This is a genomic window from Dysgonomonas termitidis, assembly GCF_054657735.1.
This window is the reverse complement of the sequence record NZ_BAAHYD010000002.1, coordinates 3,817,117-3,843,899: the sequence shown is the minus strand read 5'-3', so window position 1 is coordinate 3,843,899 and position 26,783 is coordinate 3,817,117. Positions and strand designations below refer to the sequence as shown.

The following is a 26,783-nucleotide window of genomic DNA, read 5'->3' as shown; positions in this document are numbered from 1 at the left end:
AAATATATGTATCAACTTTACATAAAAAGACAAATAATAACAATAGACGGAGGCTCCTATACTCCTGATATTTTCCGGAGCAAAGGAATACCCGCCTTTGCCCTAAAGTCGGATTTTCATTATAGTCTTTATTTATTCCTGAAGGAATGGTTTTCACGTTCACCGTTGATTAGGGTACAAACATCAGGTTCTACAGGTATACCCAAAGAAATGATGGTGGAAAAAGAGCGGATGATGCGCAGTGCGGAACTTACCTGTTCTTTCCTCGGATTAAAAGAAGGAAACAAAGCCCTGCTGTGTATGTCGCTAGACTATATTGCAGGTAAAATGATGGTGGTACGTGCATTGATCGCAGGCCTGGACTTATATCCTGTCACCCCGTCCGGCAACCCGCTGAGAGATACAAAAGTTACGTTCGGTTTTGCCGCGATGATCCCTATGCAGGTGTATAATAGCTTGGACTCTGATAAAGAGCGGAAGAAACTGGAAAAAATAAAAAATCTGATAATAGGAGGAGGGGCGATTGACTCCCGTCTGGAAGAAAAACTGAAATTTTTTCCTAATAACGTATATTCTACATATGGAATGACCGAGACCCTTTCGCACATTGCTTTACGCAGGCTGAACGGAGAGAGTGTTTCCGGATCATATATCCCGTTTCCATCGGTTGCTCTATCATTGTCGGATGATAATACATTGATAATAGATGCGCCGTTGGTGACAAGCGAAAAACTTTATACCAACGATATTGCGGAAATAGATGAAGACGGAAGCTTCCGTATCACAGGGCGCAAAGATAATGTAATTAACAGCGGAGGAATAAAAATTCAGATAGAAGAAGTTGAAAAGTTACTGAAGCCCCTTATCAATAGCTCTTTTGCTGTTACATCTCTTCCCGATCCTAAATTTGGAGAAGCATTGATCCTTGCTGTGGAAGAAGATGTTGATCCGGAGATATTTAAAGATATCCAACCTGCGTATTACATTCCAAAAAAGATTATTAAGGTAGATAAAATCCCTTTAACAGAGACGGGTAAGATAAGCCGTGTAGAATTGAAGAAGTTGGTAAGTGAACTTTAATGAGATATTTTATCATCTTGTTCAAACTCTTTTCATATAATTAGTAAAATAATATCCTTAAATCATTTAAAATTGCAAATTGTCATTTCGGCTTTTCGCTAAAAATCTTTATCTTCGGTGCATATATCTAATGCACATGAACATTATACTATTACAAACCGACATACAATGGCAAAAGCCAAATGAAAACAGGACGCAGGCAGAGACGATAATCGACACGTTGCCACAGGCAGATTTGATTATCTTACCTGAAATGTTTACCTCCGGTTTTTGTATGGTTCCCGCAGAAGTTGCAGAGAAGGCCGGCTCTGTGACTCTTCAATGGATGCAAACAATCGCTATGAAAAAGAAGACGGCGGTTGCAGGAAGCGTGTCTGTTGAAGACGGAGGAAGATATTACAACCGTTTCTATTTCGTAAAACCCGACGGTAGCTATACTATCTATAATAAAAAGCATCTGTTTACATTCTCAGGTGAGGACAAAGAATATGCAGCAGGAGATGAAAGGGTAATAGTAGAGTATAAGGGGGTTAGAATATTACTGCAAATCTGCTATGATCTGCGCTTCCCTGTATTTTCCAGAAGCAGGGGAGATTATGATATGATTATCTACGTTGCCAACTGGCCTGCCGTCCGTATCGATGCATGGAATACTCTGCTCAAAGCGCGCGCTATCGAGAACCTTTGTTATGTAGCGGGAGTGAACAGGGTAGGGAATGACCCCGGCAACGGCTATAGTGGAGGCACCGTACTGCTCGATTATATGGGGAAATCCATTGTGTCGGCAGAAGATGGGTTGGAGAATGCAGTTTGCGGGAAAATAGATATGCAGACATTAAAAGACTTTCGCGAAAAATTCCCGGCACTCAACGATGCCGATAAATACAGAATAATCAACTAAATGAGAGAAAAACTATTAATGCTGGGAGACCAGGCTATTGCCTTGGGTGCTATCCATGCAGGCATCACGGGTGTTTATGCTTATCCCGGAACGCCGTCTACAGAAATCACAGAATACATTCAGGATTCGCCATTGGCACAGGAACGGAATATTTACAGTCAATGGTGTACCAATGAGAAAACAGCTATGGAAGCTGCCTTAGGCGTGTCGTATATTGGAAAGCGGGCATTGGTATGTATGAAACACGTGGGACTGAATGTAGCAGCCGATGCCTTTGTAAATTCGGCTATGACGGGGACAAATGGCGGACTGGTGGTACTTGTGGCTGACGACCCCTCGATGCATTCTTCACAGAATGAACAGGACTCACGTTTCTATGGTAAGTTTGCGTTTACACCTATATTCGAACCATCGTCGCAACAGGAGGCATATGATATGGTGCGTTATGCCTTCGATATTTCGGAAAAATACGAATTGCCTGTCTTGATGAGACTGACTACCCGTATGGCACATTCGCGCGCTGTGGTTGAAATATCCGGAATCAGAGGACAGAATGAAATAAAGTTTCCCGAAGACAAATCACGTTGGGTACTGCTTCCTGTAAATGCGAGAAGAAGATACAACGAACTTTTGGCTGCACAACCCGGACTGGAGAAGATTTCGGCCGTATCCCCTTATAATCTTTACAAGAAGGGTAGCAGGCAAGGTGTTATTGCTTGTGGAATAGGGTACAATTACCTGATGGAGAGTTTTCCGGACGGATGTAACCGCACCGTGTTGAAAATATCACAGTATCCTTTGCCGAAAGAGCTTATACGGGAAGTGCTGAATGAATGCGACGAGGTCTTGATTCTCGAAGACGGACAACCTTTTGTAGAAGAGCAGCTTCGCGGATTGCTGGATGAAACAGGAAAGATTAAAGGACGCCTGACGGGCGAATTGCCTCGGGTGGGAGAACTTACTCCCGACAATGTTCGCGCAGCATTGGGTTTTTCGGTAAAGGTGCACCAGGGAGCAAGTGAAAATGTCGTAGCCCGTCCACCGGCATTATGTACAGGTTGCGGACACAGGGACGTATATGACGCGTTGAATGAAGTGCTTCGTGAATATGAAAATGCGAAAGTGTTCAGTGATATAGGTTGTTATACGCTTGGAGCATTACCGCCTTTCCGTGCTATAGATACCTGTGTGGATATGGGTGCGTCCATAACGATGGCTAAAGGTGCTTCTGATGGAGGTTTGTTCCCATCGGTAGCGGTTATTGGCGATTCCACTTTCACTCATTCAGGAATTACAGGATTGTTAGATGCCGTAAATTCGAATGCCAGTGTGACCATTGTTATTTCAGATAATTTGACTACGGCTATGACCGGAGGACAGGATTCGGCGGGATACGGGAAACTGGAGGATATATGTCTTGGTGTTGGCGTGGAAAGAGAACACCTGCGCATTGTTATTCCGTTACCGAAGAATATAGAGGAGATAAAGGATATTATTCGTGAAGAAATTGAGTATAACGGTGTTTCAGTTATTATTCCTCGCAGAGAATGTATACAGACACTGAAAAAACATGCAAAGAAAAAATAATATGAAACTCGATATAATACTTTCAGGTGTAGGCGGACAAGGGATACTTTCCATTGCTGCCATTATTGGAGAAGCCTCGCTTCGGGAGGGGTTGCATATCAAACAGGCCGAAGTGCACGGTATGAGCCAACGGGGAGGGGATGTACAGTCCAATCTCCGTATATCGTCGGTACCGATACATTCCGACCTTATTGCAAAAGGAGGTGCAGATGCCATTATATCATTGGAACCGATGGAGGCCTTACGCTATATTCCGTACTTATCCGGAGAGGGTTGGGTGGTAACAAATATTTCGCCTTATGTTAATATTCCCAATTATCCCGAACCGGATACGATCCTTAAAGAATTATCTTCATTGCCCAATGTCATACTTCTGGATGTGGATGCTATTGCTAAAGATGCTAAAGTGGCCAGGGCTGCCAATATGGTATTGCTGGGAGCTGCTTCTGTGATACTGGGTATAGAAGCATCAAAACTGGAAGAAGCTATTGCACAGGTATTCGGCCGTAAAGGAGAATCTGTAGTGGATATGAATATAAAAGCCTTCAGGGAGGGGAAACGCGCAGGCGAAAAACAAATGGAATAATGAGAGGAATGATTCTTGTTTGCTATGTCTCAAGAACGAAACATCCGGGGTATTGCAGGCTAAGTGCCCGAGGATTATATTTTTTTGGTAAAAGTTTATCTATATAGTAAGCTATTAGCCTCTAGCTGTTAGCTTTTAGCTCTTTGAAAAAATAATTAGCAGATTTGTAAATTAGCATATTAGCAAATGTTTTAAATTAAAAGTGATAAGTGAAAAATTAAAAGTGAAAGAAAATGAAAAACTAAAAATTAAGAGTGAAAAATATTTATCACTTATCACTTTTAGCTCTTCGTTTAAAAACATTCTTCACTTTTCATTCTTCGTTTTTCATTTAAGAATATTTTTCGTTCTTCGTTTTTCATTTTTCGTTAAAAACATTGGCACATCGGCAAATTGATTAATCGGTACATTGATTTCTGTTACCTTTGTTACTTTTTAACTGAATATGGTTAATGAATATAAAATAGACAAGTGAAAAATAGTGGAAAATGTGTCAGAAGTGTCAGGTTTTAACCAAATATGGTTAATAATTGTAAATATAGTAGTGAGTAATAAGTTAGACTTTGCGAGAGATACTTTTTATGAAAGAGATTCTTCACTTCGTTCAGAATGACAAGGATAATAAAGACTTATAATCTATGTTTAAACTAACCGGAACACATAATTATTTTGTTTATATAGTTACGAATAGAAATAGAAGTGTTTTATATATTGGAGTAACCAATGATTTAAAAAGACGCTTATACGAGCATAAGTTTGATTCCATGAACGAGAAAAGTCATTTTACAGGGAAATACAATATATTCTATTTAATTTATTGGGAAAAATTTGAATATATAGAACATGCTATAGACAGAGAAACAGAGATAAAAGGGTGGGTGAGGAAACAGAAAGATAAACTTATATCAGAATTTAATCCTGAATGGAACTTTCTGAATGAAGAAATATAAACTAATACTCATTTGTCATTCTGAGTGTAACGAAGAATCTCGTCTCTCATAAGAGATTCTTCACTCCGTTCAGAATGACAAAGTAGATAAAGAGATAATAATATATGCAAAACAGAATATTCAGTCAGGATCTGGTAAATCAGGTTGTAAACGAACTAAAGATAGCCGATCTGGAGAAAGCTACTATAGGGGAGGTACTCCTATTGGCTTCGAGCCTCGAACAGATTACAGGCATTCCTTTTATCCGTATGGATCAGGGTGTACCGGGACTTAAACCCTGCCGGATAGGTATAGATGCGGAGAAAAAAGCGTTGGACGAGGGTGTAGCTTCGATGTATCCGGCTGCTGCGGGTATTCCTGTGTTGAAGGAAGAAGCATCCCGTTTTGTTAAAGCGTTTCTCGATGTTGATATATCATCAGGCTCATGCATACCGGTTACAGGTTCGGTTGCCGGTTCTTTCAGTTCCTTTATCGCCTGCAACCAACGGGATAAAGATAAGGATACTGTATTATTTATCGATCCCGGCTTTCCTATACAGAAATCCCAATTGAAAATACTTGATATTAAATATATAGAATTTGATGTCTACAATTACAGGGGGGGAGGCTTAAAAGCTAAACTTGAAGGATTATTGGAAAAGGGCAATATATCTTCTATCGTATATTCCAATCCGAATAATCCGGCCTGGATATGTCTGACGGAGGATGAATTGCAGATAATAGGAGAATTGGCTACAAAATATGATGCGGTCGTTATTGAAGATTTAGCCTATTTCGCTATGGATTTCCGTACCGATTTCAGTAAGCCTTTTCAAGCGCCTTTTGTGCCTACCGTGGCCGGATATACCGATAATTACATTCTGATGCTTTCGGCTTCCAAGATATTCAGCTATGCAGGACAACGCGCCGCAGTTCTTTGTATTTCGGATAAATTATTTTCCCGTAAATTTGAAGCATTGGCGCAGAGGTATTCCGGTTCGGGTATTTTCGGACCTGTATTTATCGGGGAAATACTATATATGATAACATCCGGCATAACTCATTCCACTCAGTATGGCTATGCTGCTATGCTAAGAGCCGCATCGGACGGCGAACTGGATTTTGTGAAAGAAACAAGTGAATATGGCAGGCGTGCCCACCGTATGAAGGAGCTATTCAATAAATACGGTTTTCATGTAGTATATGATAAAGATATTGACAGGGATATTTCCGACGGGTTCTTTTTCACAATCGGCTATAAAGATATGTCATGTGCCGAGCTGATGCGGGAGCTGCTTTACTATGGAATCAGTTCCATAGCCTTGTCTACTACAGGCAGCGAACAACAGGGCATCAGGGCGTGCTGCTCGCGCATGCATGATGATTTATACGCTGTACTGGATGAAAGATTGAGGTTTTTCAGATTAGATCATTAACAGGATAAACAACTAAAAAAACTAACATATAATATGATTTGGAACAAATCTAAGGAGTGCATGAGTCCCGGCGAAAAACGCTGCCTTCAGGGAGAACGTTTGCGTAAGCTGGTGGAGAAGGTATATCACAGTACTCCTTTCTATAGACAGAAAATGCAGGAAATGGATATTACACCCGGCGACATCCGTTCGGTGGAGGATATCGTAAAACTACCTTTTACCACAAAACAGGATTTGCGTGACAATTATCCTTACGGTTTGTTTGCAGTGCCTATGTCACAGATTGTGAGACTGCACGCCTCATCGGGAACAACTGGTACACCCACTGTAGTAGGTTATACCCGGCGCGATTTATCCATATGGTCCGAGATGACCGCCCGTTGCCTGAGTGCTTTCGGTACCGACCAGAATGATATTTTTTCGGTTGGCTATGGTTACGGACTCTTTACCGGAGGACTAGGTTTACACTATGGAGTGGAGCACTTGGGGGCAACGGTTATCCCCATGTCTACGGGAAATACAGCTAAACATATTCAGCTTGCACGCGATTTTGGAGCTACGGCTCTTGCCTGTACCCCGTCTTATGCCCTCTATTTGGCAGAGTCGATAGCGAAGACAGGCATTCCCCGCGAGGAATTCAGGCTGCGAACTGCTATTCTGGGTGCGGAACCGTGGACAGAGAATATGCGCAAAGAGATAGAAGCAAAGCTGGGCGTAGATGCCTACAACATATATGGGTTGAGTGAGATAATGGGGCCGGGTGTATCGCACGAATGCGAATGTAAGAGCGGTTCGCATATTATTGATGACCATTTTCTGCCCGAAATTGTTTCGCCTGACACACTTGAGCAGCTTCCATATGGAGAACAGGGGGAACTCGTATTTACCACACTTACAAAAGAGGGTTTGCCGCTATTGCGTTACCGTACCAAAGATCTTTGTTCACTCACGGAGGAACCCTGCAAATGCGGGCGTACCAGTGTGCGCATGAGCCGTATAGTAGGGCGTAGCGACGATATGCTGATTATTCGCGGAGTGAATGTATTCCCTTCACAGATAGAGAGCGTGATCCTGGAAATGGAAGAATTCGAACCACATTATCTTTTAATTGTGGATAGGGTAAACAATCTGGATATACTGGAAGTGCAGGTCGAGGTACGGGACGGGTATTTCTCTGACGAAATCTCGAAGATTATAGCTTTGAAGAAGAAAATAGCCCATCGCCTGCAAAGCGTGCTGGGAATCAGTGCCGACATAAAACTGGTAGAACCGTATAGCATCAAACGAAGTGAAGGTAAGGCACAACGTGTAATTGATAAACGTATCTTTAATTGATTAGCATATGACAATAAAACAACTATCTATTTTTGTGGAAAATAAGACAGGACGGCTGAACGAGGTAGCGCATGTACTTGGGAAGAATGGGATAAATCTGAAAGCATTCAGCCTTGCCGAAAGTGCCGACTTCGGTATCTTACGGCTGATAGTATCCGATGTCGACATGGCTGTAAAGGTACTTAAAGAGGCTCACTTAGGAGTGAGTGTAAATGATGTGCTTTGTCTTTCTTGTCCTAACACGCCGGGTTCACTGGCTATGATACTGGAATATCTGGCAAAAGAAAATGTATTTATTGAATATATGTATGCCTTTTCGAACGGAGAGAGAGCGAATGTGGTGATAAGGCCTACCGATATTAAAAAATGTATGGAGATACTTACGTTAAACAATTGTGAATTACTGAGCCAGGATAAGATTACAGAATGCTAGTCTTTAGGGTCTTATATAATTAAAAATGGTCTTTGGAACGTAATTTTATTCCAAAGACCATTTTGAATGAAGACGGTATATTCTTTATAAACAATAATTTGTGAAATATTCGACAGTGTACTTATAGTTCCAAAAGAGTCTTCTTATTATCAAAATGATAAAAGTAATCGGTGCATGCTTCTACCCGGTCGGTGTTAATGTAATCCACACCTATATGGTGGAATGTTTTCCATGCATTATCTCCATCCGGTGTTCCCCAAAAACGGATGGGTTTGTTTAGTGCATGAACGGCATCGATTGTCTTTATAACTTTGTCATACTCTTCCTTTATCATTGTTCCCTGTCCATTCCATTGGGAATAATCTTTGAATGGAAGGCTTACCATCGCTATGCGTTTTAACTGTTCAGCAGTATAGTTCATTTCTCTTCCGTCAAAGGATATAAAAGGAGGATACTTTGCAAAATCCACCGGAGCAGGACGGTCGCCGGATATAACTATGCGCACGGCATAAGGATTCGCAGACGGATCAAATACCTCAGGATAGACTTTCAGTTTATCAACGAGTATATCTAAAGTCGGAATTGCAGGTGTCTTCAAATCTATAAGCAATATGAATGTTTTCTCTGAATTTTTCCAGGCTTTGCCATTATTATTTTTATATAGGTCTACAATCGGCTTAATATATAATTCATCAAGAGTAAGTGCTGTGGCAAGATCTTCCTTATTGTGAGTTACCAGTAATTCGTCCTTCTTATTCGTAGCATATATATCAGCTTCTATTGATGCTGCTTGCTGGGCATATGCTTGGTAAAATGGTACCCGTTGTTCATAATCGTTATGTGAGTGAATGAGTATTTGTTGTGCAAACAGAACGGACGGACATATGATTAACGGTACTGCAATTGAAAATAACCTCAATACAGAAAAACCCTTGTTGATAATATAAGTCATAAGATATTGATTAAAAGCAGGTTTATTCAATTTCTATTTGTGCTGTTACAACTGAGTGATCAGAGATAAATTTGCCATCCAGTTCTTCAGGTATAACAGTGTGTTTTAATACTTTTGTATCCGGTTTTACAAAAATATAATCTATAAACTCGCGTTTTTCGAGAGGTACTTGCCCAAAACCATGGAATGTCCAGTCTGTTCCGCTTTTTACAACAGCTATGTCTTTGGTATGCATCAGATAGTTTGGAGTTGCCGGGTTTGTAACATGTTTGATTACTTCCGAATCAGGGGTCGCGTTGAAATCTCCCGTTAATATTACAGGTAAACCTTTGCTTAGTTCTCCTATCCGGTCGAGTAGTAATGTCACACCTTCCTGACGGGCTACTTTCCCTACATGGTCAAGGTGTGTGTTAATGAAGAATATCTGTTTCTTACTACTCATTTCTTCCAGGATAATCCATGTTGCAACGCGCTCACATGCCCCATCCCATCCTTTCGAACCTATAACTTCAGGGGTTTCACTTAGCCAAAAATGTCCCGATTTAACTTCTTTAAATCTTTCTTTTTTGTATAGGACAGCACAATATTCGCCTTTTTCTATTCCATCTATCCGGCCAATGCCAATAGCATTATATTCCAGCAGGGAGGTTTTCAGGTCGTTCAATTGATTTACCAGGACTTCCTGGGTACCTACAATATCCGCGTTTTGAGCTTTGATCGTTTGTGCGGCAATATCTTTTCTGTATTGCCAGCTGTTGAGGCTGTCGCCAGGATTGTCGTAGCGAACATTAAAGCTCATTACGTTCAAGTCAATAGGTTTATTTTCTGAGCAAGAAGCTAATAATAGAGCAGCAAATAAATAGAATAACTTTTTCATGTTAATATAGGTTTGTTATTTGATAAATAGATATAATTCCGTGCTTTTTTGATTCCGAAGTTTTGAGCTTTCCAACTCTGGGTTTTCCTCCGTAATCCTCCGACAGTTTGTATGAGTTAATTCTCTTTCGGAAAAATCGGTCCTGTTCCCGTTATAATAGTCTGTAAACCACTATTATCTGTATTTTCCATATTTTCAAGATATCGGATACGGCTATCGTTAGTCTTAGGCATAAGTTCATACATACTATCTTTTGTTACAAAGATAATACCACTAAATATAAATGCAAAATGATCTACATATTTTACATTCTTAATAGTTAGTTCTAAAGAGATTTTATTTACGTTAAGTATGTGGTCATTTAACTGATTTGCCGGATCATAATGTTTTCATGGTAATCGATATCCGCCCACTTTCTCTATTCTGGGCCATCGGGCGATGCAGATATGTTCCGGTAGGCAATATATAAATTCTCTTATAATGCTGGATGACATATTCTTATTTAACTAATTACTCTTGTTTATATTACAAATGCTGCTTACTTTTGTGCTGAGCAAGTTTTGAATATTCAAAAAAATGATATATAAAGCTTTTACATTTTTCCAACATGGAATTATGGCAGTGAAGACAAAATTTTAGGCAAACTATTTGTAAGTACATGGAAATGTCCGGCGGTTATCTTGCCGGACATATGTGTTTTGTAATTGATAATCTGGTGTTTAATTTTCATATAGTAAAAAGACGTAAGATAATTGTACCCTCCTTGTTAAAAAACGGTATCTACTGCAAAAGGTATTGATCTCATAAATTTATTGCGCTTTCTTATTTTTTAACATGTAAAATGATATATTTAATTTTGCAATATTTAATTTTGCACAATATAATAGTGCGTGTATATATGTCAGAAGATTTAAAATTGAATAATCAATTGTGTTTCCCAATATATGCTTTGTCGAGGCAGATAACATCACTTTATCGTCCTTATTTAGAAAAGTTGGGACTCACATATCCTCAGTATCTGGTATTGATGGTATTGTGGGAGCGAAAATCGGCAACAGTAAAACAATTAGGAGAACTGTTATGGCTCGATAGCGGTACGCTTACGCCATTATTGAAACGTATGGAGGCAAATGAACTTCTTAATAGAGTACGATCATCTGAAGACGAAAGGAGTGTGGATATAATTATCACGGATAAAGGTAAAGCTTTGGAAAAGCAAGCAGAGCAGATCCCTCCAATAATGAAAAAACAGCTTAAGCTGACGGATAACCAACTTGTTCAGTTACGTAATCAGCTGCGTAAGATTTTATTAATAACATGTAATGAACAATAACGAGTATTTCTAACATAATTAAAGCAATGAACTTATTAGATACATTCAAATGGCGTTACGCCACAAAAAAGTTTGATCCTACTAAAAAAGTCGATCAGAAACTTGTTAACGAGATTGTTGAAGCTGCCTGGCTTGCGCCCACGTCTTCGGGTTTACAACCTTTTCAGGTTATTGAAATAACCAATCAGGAGCTAAAAGAGAAGATGATACCTATTGCTTATAATCAGCAACAGGTCGCGGATGCTTCACATGTCCTTGTCTTTGCAGCTTGGGATAACTACACGTCGCAGCGTATAGATAATATATACAAACATACAACAGAGGGTAGGGGACAAGACCCCGGCCGTTATAATGACTATACGGACAGATTGAAGAAGGCATATTTGAGTCGCCCGTCTGAAGTGAATTTCGAGCATGCAGCCCGCCAGTCCTATATAGCTTTTGGTTTTGCTATTGCAATGGCCGCTGAACTGAATGTCGATTCTACCCCGATGGAAGGATTTGATAATGATGCGTTGGATAATCTTCTTGGCTTGAGAGAATTAGGATTGAGGAGTGTGACAGTATTACCATTGGGCTACCGGGACGAAGCAAATGACTGGTTGGTGAATCTCAAGAAGGTCCGTCATCCGAAAAATGAATTTCTTATTGAACTAAAATAACAATTTTGAGGTTTATAATATGATAATACTTCGAAAACCAGAATACTAACTTATATAAATTAAAAAATTATGGCAACAGTTACATTTAAAAATGACATCACAGTAAATACCAGCGGGCAATTGCCGGCAGTAGGTTCAGCAGCACCCGAATTTGTACTTGTAAAGAATGACCTTTCAGAAGTGTCGTTGAAAGACCTTAAAGGTAAGACTGTTATATTAAATATATTCCCCAGTCTTGATACAGGTACATGTGCTGCGTCGGTTCGCAGATTCAATAAAGAAGCGGTAGCACTTCCTGATACTGTAGTCCTTGCTGTTTCGGCTGACCTTCCATTTGCTGCGGGTCGTTTTTGTTCGGCAGAAGGCATCGATAATGTTGTTCCGGCTTCTGTTTTTAGAAATACATCGTTTGCAAAAGATTATGGCGTATTGATGCTTGATGGTCCGCTGAAGGGATTGTTGGCCAGATCGGTTGTTGTAATTGACCCTGACGGAAAAGTAGTATATACAGAGCTGGTTCCTGAAATTGTAAATGAACCGAATTATCAACCGGCTTTAGCGGCCGTTAAATAATAAACAGAACTGAACGGTATCCCAAGGCTTTTACTATATGGTAGAAGCCTTTTCCTGTTAATTTTCGGCGATACCTAAAGATTGGTATAATATCGTTATATCGGGGAGTTAAAATAAAACTATCTTTGTCCTCAGAATAATAAATAGGTTTATAACCTCAAAAAAAATTGGTGTGAAGAGATTATTCCATATAATATATAATAAGCAATTTGCCATTGGTATAGGTGTTATAGGGTTTGCCCTGCTTCTAAACCGTTATTCCCTTTTGTTCGACTTTTTCTTCGGATTACTTCTCTCTGCGGGGATGATCTTGATATTGGCCGGCCTATTATCCAAGTTTCATGTGATAGGCAAACTGAGGGTGATTAAAGGGAAATATCTGGGCAGGTTCGCCCGATAGGCTACAAAATAAAACCTCCGAAACATATGCGGAGGTTTTTGGATATAAGTCAAGTTTGTTTAGAGTCAGAAAGTCTGATTAATAATCAGGACCTTATAATTATCTATTGTTGATAGTTTAAGACACAAGATATGAAACTTTCTTAATATTTGCAATGTTATAAGATAATTTATGCATTTTTAAAAAGTTAAGGGTGGTCTTATCATATAATGTTCAATATATCTCAAACAGACGTGTTCTGGCTAATAAACAGGCGCCTATTACCCCTGCCTTATCCTTCAACTTCGATATTGCGATCGTAGAATCTTTATTCACCAGATTAAGGGAATATTTGCGGATCGCTGTTTTCACCGGTTGCATTATATAGTCTTCGGTCATAGATACTGTACCTCCTATAATAACCATTTCAGGATTAAAGATATTGATAAGTCCGGCGATCTGTTCTCCAAGCTTTTGTCCGATCTCTTCCACCAGGTCTATGCAAAGCACATCCTCTTTGTTTACGGCGGTAATTATTTCATCTAATGTGACGGATTCGTCTTTCAATATTTTCTTCGATAACAGGGAAGAAGCACCGTCATGTACCAGTTCGAAAAGGCGCCGGTGCATTGCCAGTCCGGAGGCTTCCGTTTCCAGGCAGCCTTTCTTTCCGCAATGGCACAATATTTCATTATCGTATATTTTCATGTGCCCGAATTCTCCGGCGAATCCCGATTTTCCGGTATATACTTTCCCGTCTATAATGATTCCGATAGCCAACCCCCAGCTTATGTTTACGAATATGATGTTTTTCTCACTGTTTACACAGCCCGACAGATATTCACCATAAGTCATGGCCCGGGTATCATTATCGATAGTAACTTTGTAGCCATTCAGTTTTTCGCTAAGAATTTCAGCCAATGGTCTTTCTTCAAAATAGAAAATGCTGTAGCTGTATCCCGATTCAGGGTTTACCCGTCCCGATATATTTACATTTACATTCAGTATTTTGTTTTTATCTACTGTTTGTTTATCAATAAATGCCAGGATTAATTCACACAACTTGTTCATCGCTTCCGGAGTGTTTTGCATCTGATAAGGAATACCCATTGTCAGATCCACCATATCTCCCTTGAAGTTAATCAGTCCGATGTTTATTGCCGACTGCTTCATGTCGACACCTATAAAATAACCGGACTCAGGATTGAGGCCGTATAGATTGGGGTAACGCCCCCCTGTTGTTTCCAGCTTTCCGTAGTCGTTTATATATCCATCTTCACACATCTCGCTGATAAACTTAGTGACAGTAGGGATGCTCAAATCCAGTTCTTTCGACAATTCGGTGATGGTCGAACTGCCATTTTGGATATAGTAATTAATAATATTCTTCTTGATCAAAGCACTTTTTGTGCCTTTTTCAATTTCCTGAAGCAGGTGTATATTCATGTTTCCTGATTTATTGATATTTTCCTTTCGGATAAAATTTCATCGCTAATACAAATATAAATAAAAAATATTATTAAATAGGCTGCCTTTTGTATCTATTATTAAAAAAGAGTTTGGGGTTGATAAATATTTAGGACCTCAAATTGTATGATAATAAACGAAATAGCTTTCTGTTACAGATAATAGCCTATTTAATGATCTCCTCTCCTGTTGGATAGTATCTATTCCGTCTTGGCTTAATTTATATCTGCGCGATGTACGATATTTATATTAATTAACTATACATTGTTAAAAGGTAACAAAGGTAACAGATATATCAGTCAACAGTCAACAGTTAGCAGTAAACAACTCGTATCTTGTCTACACGTAACTCGTAACTGCCCGAAGGGCGCAGTAACTTGTAACTATTAAAAGGTAACAAAGGTAACACTATTTACAGTAAACAGTCATCAGTCAACAGTGCTGTACGTTGTCATGCTGAGCGGAGCGAAGCATCTCATCAGTTAACAGTTAACAACCCGTATCTTGTATCTTGTCTACTCGTAACTTGTAACTGCCCAAAGGGCGCAGTAACCCGTAACTATTAAAAAGTAACACCTTTTTAGCTATTAGCTGATAGCTGTTAGCCAATAGTTTATGTACAAAACCTGACAAACTTGACACATTTTCCACTATTTTTTATCTGTTCCTTTTTTTTCTCTCTGTAAGTCCCCCCTGGGGAAACAACGTTCGGCGGAGCCAATTTAGGGGGCTTTTTCAATACTTCAAAGAACTGTCAGCTAACGGCTATCAGCTAATAATATAGATAAAGTATTTTCCAAAAATCAAATAATTAAATAGTCAATAAAAAATAAAGGCAGGGTCTGGAGGTGCGGATATTTATTCTGTCAGCGCTGGCCTATACACCTCCGATTGATGATTCAGTTGGCTAATACGACTTATTGCCGGATATTTCTTTCGAATAAATTTGTTTATATAATAAAAGGCTGCCTCAATTTACAGAGGCAGCCTTTTATTATATAAACTTTATGTATGGGATATTAATTATTTATTATCGAGTGAACTTTCCGGAGCTTGGTCAATTAGATCCATAAACTGATCCAGTTTTGGAGTGATAATTATCTGGGTCCGGCGGTTACGGGCTTTCCCTTCTGCTGTACTATTGCTCGCAATCGGATTATATTCTCCGCGTCCGGCAGCAGTCAGGCGTTTGGGATCAACCCCATAATTGTTTTGTAATGCCTGAACAACAGAAGATGCGCGAAGAGTACTTAAATCCCAATTGTTGCGGATGTTAGGGCGTGATATCGGGTCTGTATCAGTATTGCCTTCTATCAGGACGTCATAATCTTTATAGTCCAGGATGATTTTAGATATCTTACTTAGAATTTCCCCTGCCTTATCGCTTATTTCATAGCTTCCGGAGCGGTACAGCATCCTGTCGTCAAGTGAGATGTACACAACTCCCTTCAATACTTTAATATCCATATCCTGCATTTCGTCACGGGTAAGTGAACGTGTAAGATTGTTTATCATAACCAGGTTCAACGAATCCGATTTGTTCTTAGCTTGGACCAGATGCTGGATAAAGCGGTTCGAGGCATTGATTTCATCTACCAGTTTCGCAATATTTACATTACCCTGTGAATTTTGCGAGAGACTTTTATTCAATGAGTTTTGCATCTCTACGTAAGCTGCGCGTAATTCCTCATTGTTTTTCCGGGCTTCAGCTAATCTCTCCTCCAGGCTCGATACTCGGGTTCTGCTTTCGGCCAGTTGCAATTGGCCTTCCTGATAATTTCTTTTCAGATCATTATGTTCTGTTTGTAAGCGATTATAATCAGTTTCCAGGTTTGTGAACTGTTTCTTGCTTACACAACCGGTAAACATTATACCTGCTGTTAATATTAGCAACCAAAAAGAATACTTCATAATTAAATTATATTAAATGTATTATTATATGTAACAATAATATTCATTCATTGTTTGATTACAAAAGTATCAGATAAAAATTTATCTGGTAAGTAATTGTCGATAGAATTAATTTTTGTTTTCATTCTTTAAACTTATTTTATCCGCAAAAAGCTCTTTTAACGGAGAGAACAATCTTCAGGTATCAGGTTCTTGTCTTCTTTCTCTGCCGGACATATCCAAATATTAGCTTTATAACTAAGGGTCTTTTTCTGTATATTATTTCAGAAAGGTTTTTAAAAGAGGGATGGCATCCTGTGTATAAATTCGTTTTACCTTCGTGTTGTTCTCTGATTGTTAATTATTTATGGTGCGTATGAATAGTACGCCAAGCCTGGAACATATTTTTTTATGATTGTCAATAATGATAAGGAAGACGAAACGTTGGGTTTTTTTCTGCATAATCCCTTTCCTTATTTATTTTCGAAAGCTTTTAACTTGTTCCTGCCGCGCCCTGCGGGGCTTGTCCTCACTTCTGGCATTGCCCAAAAGTAACACAAGCAATCTTTGATTGCGCGTAGTAGAAAAAATCCACATTTTTATACTACAATAATCACTTCAACTACTGATTGGCATTAATAAAGGAACTCCATAAACCTTTGCTGGATTCTCACACTGAACAATTGACCATGCCTGTTTGCAGGGTGTGGGTTTCTGTCTTGCAGTCATTTTGCACTATATAAGATAGTATAACCTGTTTGTGGAAAATAAACCTAATCCGTCTTTGAGTCGGCATAATATAAAACGAAGAAAGTTTGAACCTGATCTTTTTTATATAATTTATTAAAAGTTTCGATATGTTGTTAAATTTATTTCAAAGTATTTTTTTTATCTGTTAGGAAATACTTATTAATGAATATTTTTTTAATCATGTGACAGTGTATTTAATTTTAATGTTAAAAATGACCTTATTTATTTAATTATTTTATTAAATACTTTGTCGATAAAAAATATTTTATCATATTTGCTGTAGAAATAGATACTTAACATAGCTCCTTAATAAACCTGACGCTCTGATACCCGGATTATACCTTTGATAATTAAAGTATTATCATCGAAAGAAAAGATACAGGCTGTTTGTTATAATAAGGCAATATAAGATTTGCCCGGAATAAATTGTAGTTGTAAGTAAATAATAACCAAATACTATATGGAAACAAATAATCGCAGAGATTTCCTCAAAAAAGCGGCAGTAGCCGGAGCTTCGGCTATTGCGATACCTGCTGTGGCTGCTTGCGGGGGAAAGGCTTCGGATGATAGCAAAACCTTAAAAACGGATGGCTCTATCGAGAGTCGCCTGATAGTATCAAAGGCAAACGGACTCCATATTTCGGGTACGTTCCTGGATGAAATATCACACGATATACCGCATCAGAACTGGGGTGAAAAAGAGTGGGATCTTGATTTTCGCCATATGAAGAATATCGGAATCGATACGGTCATTATGATACGTTCTGGATACCGCAAGTTTATTACATACCCTTCCGAATATCTATTGAAAAAAGGCTGTTATATGCCTTCTGTCGACCTGGTTGATATGTACTTGCGCCTCGCTCAGAAATATAACATGAAGTTTTATTTCGGACTTTATGATTCCGGAGAATATTGGGATACGGGTGATTTGTCTTCCGAAATAGAGCATAATAAATATGTAATAGACGAAGTATGGAAAAAATACGGAGAAAAATATAAAAGCTTCGGCGGATGGTATATAAGCGGAGAGATCAGCAGGAAAACCAAAGGAGCAATAAATGCTTTTTATTCGATGGGCAAACAGTGTAAGGATGTATCGAACGGATTGCCCACATTTATATCACCCTGGATCGATGGCAAAAAGGCTGTAATGGCGGCGTCGGGTCAACTGTCGAAAACAGAATCGGTTTCTGTCCAGGAACACGAAAAAGAATGGGGTGAAATATTTGATGGTATAAAAGGAGCCGTGGATGCATGCGCTTTTCAGGATGGCCATATAGATTATGATGAACTGGATGCTTTCTTCGAAGTGAATAAAAAACTGGCAGATAAATATGGCCTTCAATGCTGGACAAATGCCGAGACTTTCGACCGTGATATGCCTATAAAATTTCTCCCTATCAAATTCGACAAACTGCGTATGAAACTCGAAGCTGCTAAACGTGCGGGTTATGATAAGGCTATTACATTTGAGTTTTCACATTTTATGAGTCCTCAGTCGGCCTATCTCCAGGCAGGGCATTTATATGACAGATATAAAGAATATTTTGAAATAAAATAAAAGAACAGATTTATGAATTCTGCTGTAAATATAAAATATATAAGTTTTTTATCTGTGGTTGCGGCTTTGGGAGGTTTTCTGTTTGGGTACGATACTGCGGTGATCTCGGGGACGATAGCGCAGGTTTCCGCTCAGTTCTCTCTGGATGCCATGTCTCAGGGCTGGTATGTGGGATGTGCCCTTATCGGTTCCATATTCGGCGTTATGTGTGCCGGGATACTTAGCGATAACTTTGGTCGGAAAAAAACATTACTGGTAGCAGCCATACTCTTCTCTATATCTGCTGTCGGTTGTGCTCTATCTTCAGATTTTAATCACTTGGTGATGGCTCGCGTTGTCGGAGGTATTGGTATCGGTGTTGTATCCATAATTTCACCGCTTTATATTTCTGAAATTTCGGTTGCCGAATACAGGGGGCGATTGGTATCACTCTATCAGCTTGCTGTAACAGTGGGGTTCCTGGGGGCCTACCTTGTAAATTATGCATTGTTGAATTATTCAACAAACGGGGCGGAACAATTATCGGACCCTGCATTGTATCATATTTTCCATAGCGAAGTGTGGCGGAGCATGCTGGGAATGGCGGTAATACCGGCCTTGCTGTTCTTTGTTATTATATTCTTCATCCCCGAAAGCCCCAGATGGCTGATATTGAAGAATCGTGATGTAAAGGCCGGATCGATACTGAAACATATATATGGTTCGGTGGAGACTGCTGCATATGAGATGAACGAAACTAAAAAAGTAATAGGAAGTGAGACTAAATCTAACTGGCGTATTCTGCTAAAACCGGGTATAAGGAAAGCTGTCGTAATCGGTGTGGCAATTGCTATGCTGGGCCAATTTATGGGAGTCAATGCGGTACTTTATTACGGGCCTTCCATTTTCGAAAGCAGTGGCTTGTCAGGTGACGATTCACTTTTCTATCAGGTGATCGTAGGATTGGTGAATGTGTTGACGACCATTCTGGCAATCTTTATCATTGATAAGATAGGGCGTAAGAAGCTTGTGTACTATGGTGTTTCGGGTATGATAGTTTCACTCCTTCTTATTGCATTCTATTTTGTTAAAGGAGGTGATTTAGGCATATCTAATGTATTATTGCTCATATTCTTCCTTGCTTACATCTTTTTCTGTGCCGTATCTATCTGTGCTGTTATCTGGGTTTTGTTGTCGGAGATGTATCCGATCAAAGTGCGGGGGCTGGCCATGTCGATTGCCGGATTTTCGCTTTGGATCGGGACATATCTTATCGGACAGCTTACCCCGTGGCTGTTGCAGAACCTGCGGCCCGAAGGTACCTTTATTCTCTTTGCGGTTATGTGTGTGCCGTACATACTTATTGTGTGGAAATTAGTCCCTGAAACAACAGGCAAATCGTTAGAAGAAATAGAAAAATTCTGGGAAACATAAATCAGAAAAGTACTATATAAAAATACAATCTTATGGATTTTAAAAAATTAGAGAAGCAGTACAAATCGGAGCTGCTGGACAATGTATTGCCTTTTTGGCTCAAAAACTCTCAGGATAAAGAGTATGGCGGATATTTTTCCTGCCTCGACAGGGATGGGACAGTATTCGATACCGATAAGTTTATTTGGCTGCAAGGGCGCGAGGTGTGGATGTTTTCCATGATGTATAACAATGTGGAAAAACGGCAGGATTGGTTGGACTGTGCCGTTCAGGGCGGGGAATTTCTCAAAAAGTACGGGCACGATGGTAGTTACAACTGGTATTTCTCTCTTGACCGGGAAGGTAATCCCTTGGTAGAGCCTTACAATATATTTTCATACACATTTGCCACCATGGCATTCGGGCAATTAAACAAGGCTACGGGTAATGAGGAATATGCAGAAATAGCACGGAAGACTTTCGATATTATTTTATCAAAAGTGGATAACCCGAAAGGGAAGTGGAACAAGGCGTATCCGGGGACACGGAACCTGAAAAATTTCGCGCTGCCGATGATCCTTTGCAATCTGGCTTTGGAGATCGAGCATTTGTTGCCGGAAGAGTTCCTGAATAAAGTGATGGATGACTGCATCCATGAAGTGATGGAAGTATTTCTAAGGCCCGAATTAGGCGGACTGATAGTAGAGAACGTGACCGTAGAAGGCGAATTGTCCGATACGTTCGACGGCCGCCTGATGAATCCCGGACATGCCATTGAAGCTATGTGGTTTATTATGGATCTCGGACATCGCCTCAACAGGCCCGAATTGATAGACAAGGCTGTAGAGACAACTTTAAAAATGATTGATTACGGCTGGGACAAGGAATACGGAGGTATTTTTTACTATCTGGACCGTCTGGGACGCCCGCCGCAACAATTGGAATGGGACCAGAAATTATGGTGGGTGCATATCGAGACACTGATAGCATTAATAAAAGGATATTACCTGACAGGAAATCAGGAATGCGCGGAATGGTTTGAATCAATACATAATTATACATGGCAACACTTTAAAGATAACGAATATCCCGAATGGTACGGATACCTTAACAGGCAAGGTGACGTCTTATTGAGCCTTAAAGGAGGAAAATGGAAAGGATGTTTCCACATTCCTCGCGGACTATATCAGATATATAAGACAATATCTGAAAACCAGAATGATCTATGATTATTATAATTATTAAATTCAATGAAAAACAAAAGAAATTGCTAACATTTTAACATCGACACTATGAAGATTAATTACGATGAAAAAAGAAAGCGCAGATATCCTAAATTTATATGGATATTATTATGTGCTTTTATGTGTCTGTCCAATGCTTATTCCCAAAAAACAATAACAGGGAAAGTTACTGACTCTCATCAGGAAGCGTTGGCTGGTGTTTCCGTCGTGTTGAAAGGCGCGACTGTGGGTACGTTTACGGATATAGACGGTGCGTACAAAATCACGGTACCTTCCGGTGATGCGTCGCTTGAATTCTCGTTTCTGGGTTTTAAGCCTCAAACTGTGATAGTAGGAAATCGCTCTCAGATAAATATCGCATTGGTCGAAAATCTGAAAGAACTTGACGAAGTGGTGGTTGTGGGATACGGTGTCCAAAAACGCGCCCATCTGACAGGTTCTGTTTCTCAGATTACCTCTGAAGACATTGTAAAAGCACCAATGCAGAATGTATCGAATATGCTTACGGGTAAACTGCCCGGATTGACCAGCCTTCAGCGGTCGGGCAAACCCGGCGATGACGGGGCAACGTTCTATGTACGCGGATTGAATTCATTTGCCGGAGGTAACGGTCCTATGATAGTTGTTGACGGGGTACCGCGCACAATAGACAATTTGAACCCGAACGACATCGAAAGTGTCTCCGTGCTGAAAGATGCGGCGGCATCGGTTTATGGTATTCAGGGAGCGAATGGAGTTATCCTGATTACTACAAAATCGGGAAGCGAAGGTCCTGCCAAAATCTTTTATGACGGATCTATGACATGGACAGCAAATACGGCGATGCCCGAGTATCTGAACGCCAGGGATTATATGTACTGGCACAATAAAGCAAGCCAGATGGACGGGCTCGATCCTCTGTGGACAGCCGGTATCCAGAATAAAGTGATGAGTAACGACCCCAACAGTGTATTTGGCCAGACCGACTGGCTGGATAAAATCTTCAGAACCGGAATAACTCAGCAACATAATATTTCGGCCTCAGGCGCCACCGAAAGAGTGAAATATTATGCGAGCATAGGTTTCATGAATCAGGAGGGAACATTGATAAATACAGGCTTAAAGCGTTATAATGTGCGCACAAACCTTGATATTCAGGTGGCTAAAAATCTGAAATTCAGTATAGGTTTGTCTGGAGACCGCAGGGATCGGCATTGGCCGGGTACGGCTATTGGCAACCAAACCGAATTCAGCCCGATCAGGCAGGCTATAGCAGCCATACCTATCTTCAAGTCCGAATATGACGGTATGAATGTGGCATGGAATAACGGGACGTACAATAATAACGGTTATGCCGCTCTGACAGAATCGGGTTGGAAGAACAATACCCAATGGCAACTCAACTCTAATTATAAACTGGAATACGACCTTTCCGGTCTGACGGATGTATTGAAGGGATTGAAAGCATCAATATTCGCCGCTTATAATTACAGCAATACTACCGATGATAATTACGACCGTTACTACGAGGTATATTCTATCAACGGAAATTTTGATCAGGGAGTTTCCGGAGCCAGCGGATATACAAAAGGTAATTCATATTCCAAATCGGCGTCGTGGGGCGATACATGGATGTTGCGCCCGCAACTTGATTATTCCCGTGAATTTGGTAAACATTCCGTGAGTGCGACACTGTTATTCGAAACGGAAAAAAGCTATTCGAATACAATGACAGGAGCAGCCCGCGGATTTTACAGTGATGTTGCCGTCGATATAAGCATGGGGTTACTCTCCCTTCCGAAAGGCTGGCAGGCAGTAACCGGGTCTCACGGATATTCCGGAGGAACCGCATCATATGTAGGACGCCTTAATTATATGTATGATAAAAAATATCTGGCCGAATTAGTGGTCCGCCGTGATGGATCTTATGTATTTGCGCCAGAGAACCGTTGGGGTACTTTCCCGATGGCTTCGGTAGGTTGGGTGATTTCGGAAGAAGAATTCTTTTCCAAAGCCTTTCCGAATGTAGATTTCTTTAAAATCAGAGCCAGTGTAGGAACTGCAGGTAACATGAACAACAACATACCTTGGTTGTACAAGTCGGAATTTGAAGTTGCAAAAAATAGTATGGTACTAGGCGACAACCCTATCACTCAGCTCTATACTAAAAACGCCTACCTTTACCAGGATGTGACGTGGGCTTCCACCATCTTGTATAATCTGGGTTTCGATTATACCATGTGGAAAGGTAAACTGGGCGTAGAACTGGATTTATTCTATAAACGCACTTATGATATTATACAAACTCAGTCTGGTGCTTACCCTCCTTCATTGGGCGGACTTTTCCCTGCAATCATGAATTCAGGGGAAGTTGAGAATAAAGGTTTTGAACTCACACTGAAACACGATAATCGTATCGACCGGGATTGGAGTTACGGACTAAAAGGTAATTTTTCATTTGCCCGCAACCGTGTGCTGAAAATAGTCAATCCGGACGATCATCCTCTCTATCGCAGTCAGGTAGGCAAATCCATGAATGCAAGATATGGCTTTAACGCTCTCGGATTGTTCCAGAGCCAGGAAGAAATAAACAACTATCCGATGGCGCCATCAGGGAACTTGCGTCCGGGGGACATAAAATATGAAGATGTGAATGGCGATGGTATCATCAGTCAAAAATATGATTATGTAAAAATCGGATATGGGGATGTTCCTGAAATCACTTTCTCGCTTGATATGAACCTGTCATACAAAAACTTTTATGCCACATTATTATGGCAGGGTGTTACGAATACCGACTATACACTGTCCGGTACATATGACTCAGGCGTGATCTCATCCACAAATTATACAGCCTCATTCGCAGAGAATGGTAATTCGCCTTACTATCGTATCGAAGGAGCATGGACGCCTGAAAATCCAAATGCCAAATATCCGAGATTGACTACTGTAAATAGCGGAAACAATGCATGGCATTCTACATGGTGGCTGGTGAACGGTGAATACCTGCGCCTGAAAAATGCGAATATCGGATATAATGTTCCTTCTAAAGTGTTGAAGAGCACTCCGTTTAGCTCGGTGAATATCTATCTGGCAGGAACCAACCTGCTTACGTTCAGTCATTTCAAATATGTTGACCCCGAAAGCCCGTCGGTAAGTAACGGATATTATCCGCAACAAAAAACCTACAGTTTGGGACTTAAAGTAACATTCTAATAATGTAAGGAGGAAAAAAAATGAAAAAGAGAACAATTATAAAATTATTAAGTGCCGTCGCCTTAACTCTGTGTATGCCTTCCTGCCATGACGCTCTCGATTTGGAGAATACAAGAGTATTGTCGAGCGATGCAGTCTGGGGTTCGTCAGAGGCAGCCGACTTGTATATCACAGCATCTTATAAAACCTTTACCGATGTTTCGCAGGTGAGCAATAGCCGCAACGTATTCTACGACAGCTATTCCGATCTGATGAAATCCACATCGTGGGAATTGTATAACCATCCATATAATAAAGTTTTATTGCAAGCCAGCTCATTCTCTACCGGGAACGCAGGCGCGTTTGAGTGTTGGGGATTATATAGTGACCGTATTCGCCGTGCTAATGCTTTGCTGGACGAAATGAAGCGTTACAACGCTGACAGCAAGTTCGGCGAAGATTGGTGCAATATACGCCGCGCAGAAGTCCGTCTGTGTCGTGCTTTCACATATTACCGCCTGATTCGTGTGTACGGAGGCGTGGTGCTTCGCACGGATGTTTCCGGTATAAACGGTGGATTAGACGATGGTGCCTACGAGGAAGATGTACACAGAGCCCGTCTCACCGAAGCCCAGAGCTGGGACTTTGTAATCAGTGAATTGCAATGGGCCGCCGAACGCTTGCCTGATTCATGGCCTGCCGAATGGGAAGGCCGTGCGACAAAGAAAAGCGCTTACGGATTCCTTTCAAGAATGGCTTTATACGCCGGTAAATGGCAGATAGCCGCAGATGCTGCCGAAAAAGTGAAGGAATTGGGTGGCGCTCTGGCTCCGGACTATGCGAAAGTGTTCCAGGTAGATGGAAAACAGGATAACTCGAAGGAAATCTTATTCGCATTATACTACAAGCCAAGTGCCTCGGACACAGATCCCGGCGTACCTCACAGTTTCGACCAGTACAACCGGCCTTTCGGTGACAGGGCCGTTTACAAGACGGACGCTATATATGCAGAACATGTACCGACCGGCGAGTTGGCCGATATGTATGAGTTTAGTGATGGAACCGATTTTAGCTGGAGTACTTATACTCTTAATCATACAGATCCTTACACCGACAGGGAACCCCGTTTCCATGCCACTATATTGTATAATGGCAGCCAATGGGAAAGTCGCGAAATACAGACGTGGGAAGGTGGAGCCGATGAATTTAAAGATTTCACCATGTCGGCGAGTACCAGCGGACATACCTGCACAGGCTATTATCTGCGTAAATATTTACAGGAGAATTACACCCGTTTTGTAGAGCAGGGAAGCTACCAGTACGATGCGGTACTCCGTTATGCCGAGGTATTGCTTAATAAGGCCGAGGCGTATGCCGAACTGGATTATATCCGCTACAAGACCCAGGCTTTGGGTGCATTGAATGAAGTACGGGCCAGAGTAGGATTACCTGCGAAAGACGCCGCGACCAAAGAAGCGTTTATGACGCTGTTGCGTAAAGAACGCTGTGTGGAACTGGCTGGCGAAGGTTTCCGCTATTGGGATTTGCGTCGTTGGAAACTGGCTGAAAACGTTATTAATGGACAAAATGCGCATGGAGTAAAAGTAACGAATGATAATGGATCTTACACTTATGCCAGAGTAAATTGCGATGCGGGAACTCCTCGTATATTCCTCGAAAAATATTACTATTTTTCACTGCCTACGGCAGAACTTGCCAACAATAATAAATTAGGCGGAAATAATCCATATTGGTAAATCATAAAAAATATCGGAAATGAAGAGAATAACTAAAATAGGAGCATTGACTCTGAGCATCTTATTGACAGTCTTGTTATGGAGATGTACCGATGCCGATGAAGATCATGTGCATAATACTAATACAATCTCGCAAATGATTTGTAAAGCGCAGCATGGTGCCAGTGAATTTCGTGGAGAGATTATGGAGTACGACAAAAATGGCAACCTTGTAAGCGGTGATTTCACCCAGGAACAGGTGGACGGCGGTTACGGGCTGATTCTGTTTGCGATTTCCAAATCGCTGGAAAATGATGTGGATCTGAAGAATATCTATTTAACGGCAACAGTGACATATGATGAAATCATCACGCCATCTTTGTCCGGGAGACATGACATTACGGGCGAAGGTATTATAATTACCGTGAAGTCGGGAATAGGAACCACACGCCAATACCGTGTAAGAGGTTATTATGAATAACTTTTATTATTTATATAAAAAT

22 protein-coding genes are annotated in these 26,783 nt (G+C 40.5%); 18 read left to right on the top strand and 4 right to left on the bottom strand.

The window, feature by feature from the left end:
- Positions 1 to 6 precede the first annotated feature (6 nt).
- The 8 genes from ACYQ3L_RS20035 (at position 7) to ACYQ3L_RS20000 (ending at position 8,287) form a co-directional block, all read left to right on the top strand.
- Positions 7 to 1,080, top strand: a complete 1,074-nt coding sequence (locus tag ACYQ3L_RS20035; protein WP_379999997.1) for an AMP-binding protein — start codon at positions 7 to 9, stop codon at positions 1,078 to 1,080.
- A 136-nt stretch (positions 1,081 to 1,216) separates the two neighbouring features.
- On the top strand, positions 1,217 to 1,981 hold the full coding sequence (locus ACYQ3L_RS20030) for an amidohydrolase (protein ID WP_379999999.1): 765 nt from the start codon (positions 1,217 to 1,219) through the stop codon (positions 1,979 to 1,981).
- Positions 1,982 to 3,568 carry a thiamine pyrophosphate-dependent enzyme gene (locus tag ACYQ3L_RS20025; protein WP_380000001.1) on the top strand — a complete coding sequence of 529 codons (1,587 nt, stop codon included), beginning with the start codon at positions 1,982 to 1,984 and terminating at the stop codon, positions 3,566 to 3,568.
- A gap of 1 nt (position 3,569) precedes the next feature.
- Positions 3,570 to 4,154, top strand: coding sequence for an indolepyruvate oxidoreductase subunit beta (locus tag ACYQ3L_RS20020; RefSeq protein ID WP_380000003.1), 585 nt, complete (start codon positions 3,570 to 3,572; stop codon positions 4,152 to 4,154).
- 638 nt (positions 4,155 to 4,792) lie between these two features.
- Positions 4,793 to 5,104 carry a GIY-YIG nuclease family protein gene (locus ACYQ3L_RS20015; RefSeq protein WP_380000005.1) on the top strand — a complete coding sequence of 104 codons (312 nt, stop codon included), beginning with the start codon at positions 4,793 to 4,795 and terminating at the stop codon, positions 5,102 to 5,104.
- A 104-nt stretch (positions 5,105 to 5,208) separates the two neighbouring features.
- Positions 5,209 to 6,519, top strand: a complete 1,311-nt coding sequence (locus ACYQ3L_RS20010) for an aminotransferase class I/II-fold pyridoxal phosphate-dependent enzyme (protein WP_380000007.1) — start codon at positions 5,209 to 5,211, stop codon at positions 6,517 to 6,519.
- A 33-nt stretch (positions 6,520 to 6,552) separates the two neighbouring features.
- Positions 6,553 to 7,854: a phenylacetate--CoA ligase family protein gene (locus ACYQ3L_RS20005; RefSeq protein ID WP_380000009.1), complete on the top strand. Its 1,302-nt coding sequence runs from the start codon at positions 6,553 to 6,555 to the stop codon at positions 7,852 to 7,854.
- Positions 7,855 to 7,861: 7 nt separating this feature from the next.
- Positions 7,862 to 8,287, top strand: a complete 426-nt coding sequence (locus ACYQ3L_RS20000) for an ACT domain-containing protein (RefSeq protein WP_380000011.1) — start codon at positions 7,862 to 7,864, stop codon at positions 8,285 to 8,287.
- Between the two features lie 121 nt (positions 8,288 to 8,408).
- Here the strand turns inward: ACYQ3L_RS20000 and ACYQ3L_RS19995 are convergent, their stop codons facing one another.
- Positions 8,409 to 9,239: a phosphatidylinositol-specific phospholipase C/glycerophosphodiester phosphodiesterase family protein gene (locus ACYQ3L_RS19995; protein ID WP_380000013.1), complete on the bottom strand. Its 831-nt coding sequence runs from the start codon at positions 9,237 to 9,239 to the stop codon at positions 8,409 to 8,411.
- Between the two features lie 22 nt (positions 9,240 to 9,261).
- On the bottom strand, positions 9,262 to 10,116 hold the full coding sequence (locus tag ACYQ3L_RS19990; protein WP_380000015.1) for an endonuclease/exonuclease/phosphatase family protein: 855 nt from the start codon (positions 10,114 to 10,116) through the stop codon (positions 9,262 to 9,264).
- An 898-nt stretch (positions 10,117 to 11,014) separates the two neighbouring features.
- Here ACYQ3L_RS19990 and ACYQ3L_RS19985 point away from each other — a divergent pair.
- The 4 genes from ACYQ3L_RS19985 to ACYQ3L_RS19970 all read left to right on the top strand — a co-directional run bounded on the left by ACYQ3L_RS19985 (position 11,015) and on the right by ACYQ3L_RS19970 (position 13,084).
- On the top strand, positions 11,015 to 11,449 hold the full coding sequence (locus tag ACYQ3L_RS19985; protein ID WP_380000017.1) for a MarR family winged helix-turn-helix transcriptional regulator: 435 nt from the start codon (positions 11,015 to 11,017) through the stop codon (positions 11,447 to 11,449).
- Between the two features lie 26 nt (positions 11,450 to 11,475).
- Positions 11,476 to 12,111, top strand: a complete 636-nt coding sequence (locus ACYQ3L_RS19980; RefSeq protein WP_380000019.1) for an NAD(P)H-dependent oxidoreductase — start codon at positions 11,476 to 11,478, stop codon at positions 12,109 to 12,111.
- 69 nt (positions 12,112 to 12,180) lie between these two features.
- Positions 12,181 to 12,684: a thiol peroxidase gene (gene tpx / locus ACYQ3L_RS19975; RefSeq protein WP_380000021.1), complete on the top strand. Its 504-nt coding sequence runs from the start codon at positions 12,181 to 12,183 to the stop codon at positions 12,682 to 12,684.
- A 172-nt stretch (positions 12,685 to 12,856) separates the two neighbouring features.
- The gene (locus tag ACYQ3L_RS19970) at positions 12,857 to 13,084 is read left to right on the top strand and encodes a hypothetical protein (protein ID WP_380000023.1); all 228 of its coding nucleotides are present in this window, start codon (positions 12,857 to 12,859) and stop codon (positions 13,082 to 13,084) included.
- Positions 13,085 to 13,297: 213 nt separating this feature from the next.
- On the opposite strand, the gene ACYQ3L_RS19965 is transcribed toward ACYQ3L_RS19970, so the two are convergent.
- Together ACYQ3L_RS19965 and ACYQ3L_RS19960 are read right to left on the bottom strand one after the other, a co-directional pair.
- Positions 13,298 to 14,509, bottom strand: coding sequence for an ROK family transcriptional regulator (locus ACYQ3L_RS19965; protein WP_380000025.1), 1,212 nt, complete (start codon positions 14,507 to 14,509; stop codon positions 13,298 to 13,300).
- A gap of 1,044 nt (positions 14,510 to 15,553) precedes the next feature.
- The gene (locus tag ACYQ3L_RS19960) at positions 15,554 to 16,441 is read right to left on the bottom strand and encodes an OmpA family protein (protein ID WP_380000027.1); all 888 of its coding nucleotides are present in this window, start codon (positions 16,439 to 16,441) and stop codon (positions 15,554 to 15,556) included.
- Between the two features lie 1,189 nt (positions 16,442 to 17,630).
- Here ACYQ3L_RS19960 and ACYQ3L_RS19955 point away from each other — a divergent pair.
- The 6 genes from ACYQ3L_RS19955 to ACYQ3L_RS19930 all read left to right on the top strand — a co-directional run bounded on the left by ACYQ3L_RS19955 (position 17,631) and on the right by ACYQ3L_RS19930 (position 26,761).
- A complete protein-coding gene (locus tag ACYQ3L_RS19955) occupies positions 17,631 to 18,734 on the top strand; it encodes a DUF4434 domain-containing protein (RefSeq protein WP_380000029.1) in 1,104 nt (367 codons plus the stop codon).
- A gap of 12 nt (positions 18,735 to 18,746) precedes the next feature.
- Positions 18,747 to 20,147 (top strand): sugar porter family MFS transporter, encoded by a 1,401-nt coding sequence (locus ACYQ3L_RS19950; protein WP_380000031.1) that lies wholly within the window; start codon positions 18,747 to 18,749, stop codon positions 20,145 to 20,147.
- Positions 20,148 to 20,179: 32 nt separating this feature from the next.
- Positions 20,180 to 21,355, top strand: a complete 1,176-nt coding sequence (locus ACYQ3L_RS19945) for a n-acyl-d-glucosamine 2-epimerase (protein ID WP_380000033.1) — start codon at positions 20,180 to 20,182, stop codon at positions 21,353 to 21,355.
- Positions 21,356 to 21,418: 63 nt separating this feature from the next.
- Complete coding sequence (locus ACYQ3L_RS19940) at positions 21,419 to 24,565, top strand: SusC/RagA family TonB-linked outer membrane protein (RefSeq protein WP_380000035.1); 3,147 nt, start codon at positions 21,419 to 21,421, stop codon at positions 24,563 to 24,565.
- Between the two features lie 20 nt (positions 24,566 to 24,585).
- Positions 24,586 to 26,301 carry a RagB/SusD family nutrient uptake outer membrane protein gene (locus tag ACYQ3L_RS19935; protein WP_380000037.1) on the top strand — a complete coding sequence of 572 codons (1,716 nt, stop codon included), beginning with the start codon at positions 24,586 to 24,588 and terminating at the stop codon, positions 26,299 to 26,301.
- A 19-nt stretch (positions 26,302 to 26,320) separates the two neighbouring features.
- Positions 26,321 to 26,761: a hypothetical protein gene (locus ACYQ3L_RS19930; protein ID WP_380000039.1), complete on the top strand. Its 441-nt coding sequence runs from the start codon at positions 26,321 to 26,323 to the stop codon at positions 26,759 to 26,761.
- Positions 26,762 to 26,783: the final 22 nt, after the last annotated feature.

Bases quoted from the DNA above. Each gene is read 5' to 3' on its own strand.
- ACYQ3L_RS19965 (WP_380000025.1), bottom strand. From the start codon at position 14,509: ATGAATATACACCTGCTTCAGGAAATTGAAAAAGGCACAAAAAGTGCT.
- ACYQ3L_RS19990 (WP_380000015.1), bottom strand. From the start codon at position 10,116: ATGAAAAAGTTATTCTATTTATTTGCTGCTCTATTATTAGCTTCTTGC.
- ACYQ3L_RS19980 (WP_380000019.1), top strand. From the start codon at position 11,476: ATGAACTTATTAGATACATTCAAATGGCGTTACGCCACAAAAAAGTTT.
- ACYQ3L_RS20020 (WP_380000003.1), top strand. From the start codon at position 3,570: ATGAAACTCGATATAATACTTTCAGGTGTAGGCGGACAAGGGATACTT.
- ACYQ3L_RS19995 (WP_380000013.1), bottom strand. From the start codon at position 9,239: ATGACTTATATTATCAACAAGGGTTTTTCTGTATTGAGGTTATTTTCA.
- ACYQ3L_RS20000 (WP_380000011.1), top strand. From the start codon at position 7,862: ATGACAATAAAACAACTATCTATTTTTGTGGAAAATAAGACAGGACGG.
- ACYQ3L_RS20035 (WP_379999997.1), top strand. From the start codon at position 7: ATGTATCAACTTTACATAAAAAGACAAATAATAACAATAGACGGAGGC.
- ACYQ3L_RS19945 (WP_380000033.1), top strand. From the start codon at position 20,180: ATGGATTTTAAAAAATTAGAGAAGCAGTACAAATCGGAGCTGCTGGAC.
- ACYQ3L_RS19955 (WP_380000029.1), top strand. From the start codon at position 17,631: ATGGAAACAAATAATCGCAGAGATTTCCTCAAAAAAGCGGCAGTAGCC.
- ACYQ3L_RS20015 (WP_380000005.1), top strand. From the start codon at position 4,793: ATGTTTAAACTAACCGGAACACATAATTATTTTGTTTATATAGTTACG.
- ACYQ3L_RS20030 (WP_379999999.1), top strand. From the start codon at position 1,217: ATGAACATTATACTATTACAAACCGACATACAATGGCAAAAGCCAAAT.
- ACYQ3L_RS19985 (WP_380000017.1), top strand. From the start codon at position 11,015: ATGTCAGAAGATTTAAAATTGAATAATCAATTGTGTTTCCCAATATAT.
- ACYQ3L_RS20005 (WP_380000009.1), top strand. From the start codon at position 6,553: ATGATTTGGAACAAATCTAAGGAGTGCATGAGTCCCGGCGAAAAACGC.
- ACYQ3L_RS20010 (WP_380000007.1), top strand. From the start codon at position 5,209: ATGCAAAACAGAATATTCAGTCAGGATCTGGTAAATCAGGTTGTAAAC.
- ACYQ3L_RS19960 (WP_380000027.1), bottom strand. From the start codon at position 16,441: ATGAAGTATTCTTTTTGGTTGCTAATATTAACAGCAGGTATAATGTTT.
- ACYQ3L_RS19950 (WP_380000031.1), top strand. From the start codon at position 18,747: ATGAATTCTGCTGTAAATATAAAATATATAAGTTTTTTATCTGTGGTT.
- tpx (WP_380000021.1), top strand. From the start codon at position 12,181: ATGGCAACAGTTACATTTAAAAATGACATCACAGTAAATACCAGCGGG.
- ACYQ3L_RS19935 (WP_380000037.1), top strand. From the start codon at position 24,586: ATGAAAAAGAGAACAATTATAAAATTATTAAGTGCCGTCGCCTTAACT.
- ACYQ3L_RS19930 (WP_380000039.1), top strand. From the start codon at position 26,321: ATGAAGAGAATAACTAAAATAGGAGCATTGACTCTGAGCATCTTATTG.
- ACYQ3L_RS20025 (WP_380000001.1), top strand. From the start codon at position 1,982: ATGAGAGAAAAACTATTAATGCTGGGAGACCAGGCTATTGCCTTGGGT.
- ACYQ3L_RS19940 (WP_380000035.1), top strand. From the start codon at position 21,419: ATGAAGATTAATTACGATGAAAAAAGAAAGCGCAGATATCCTAAATTT.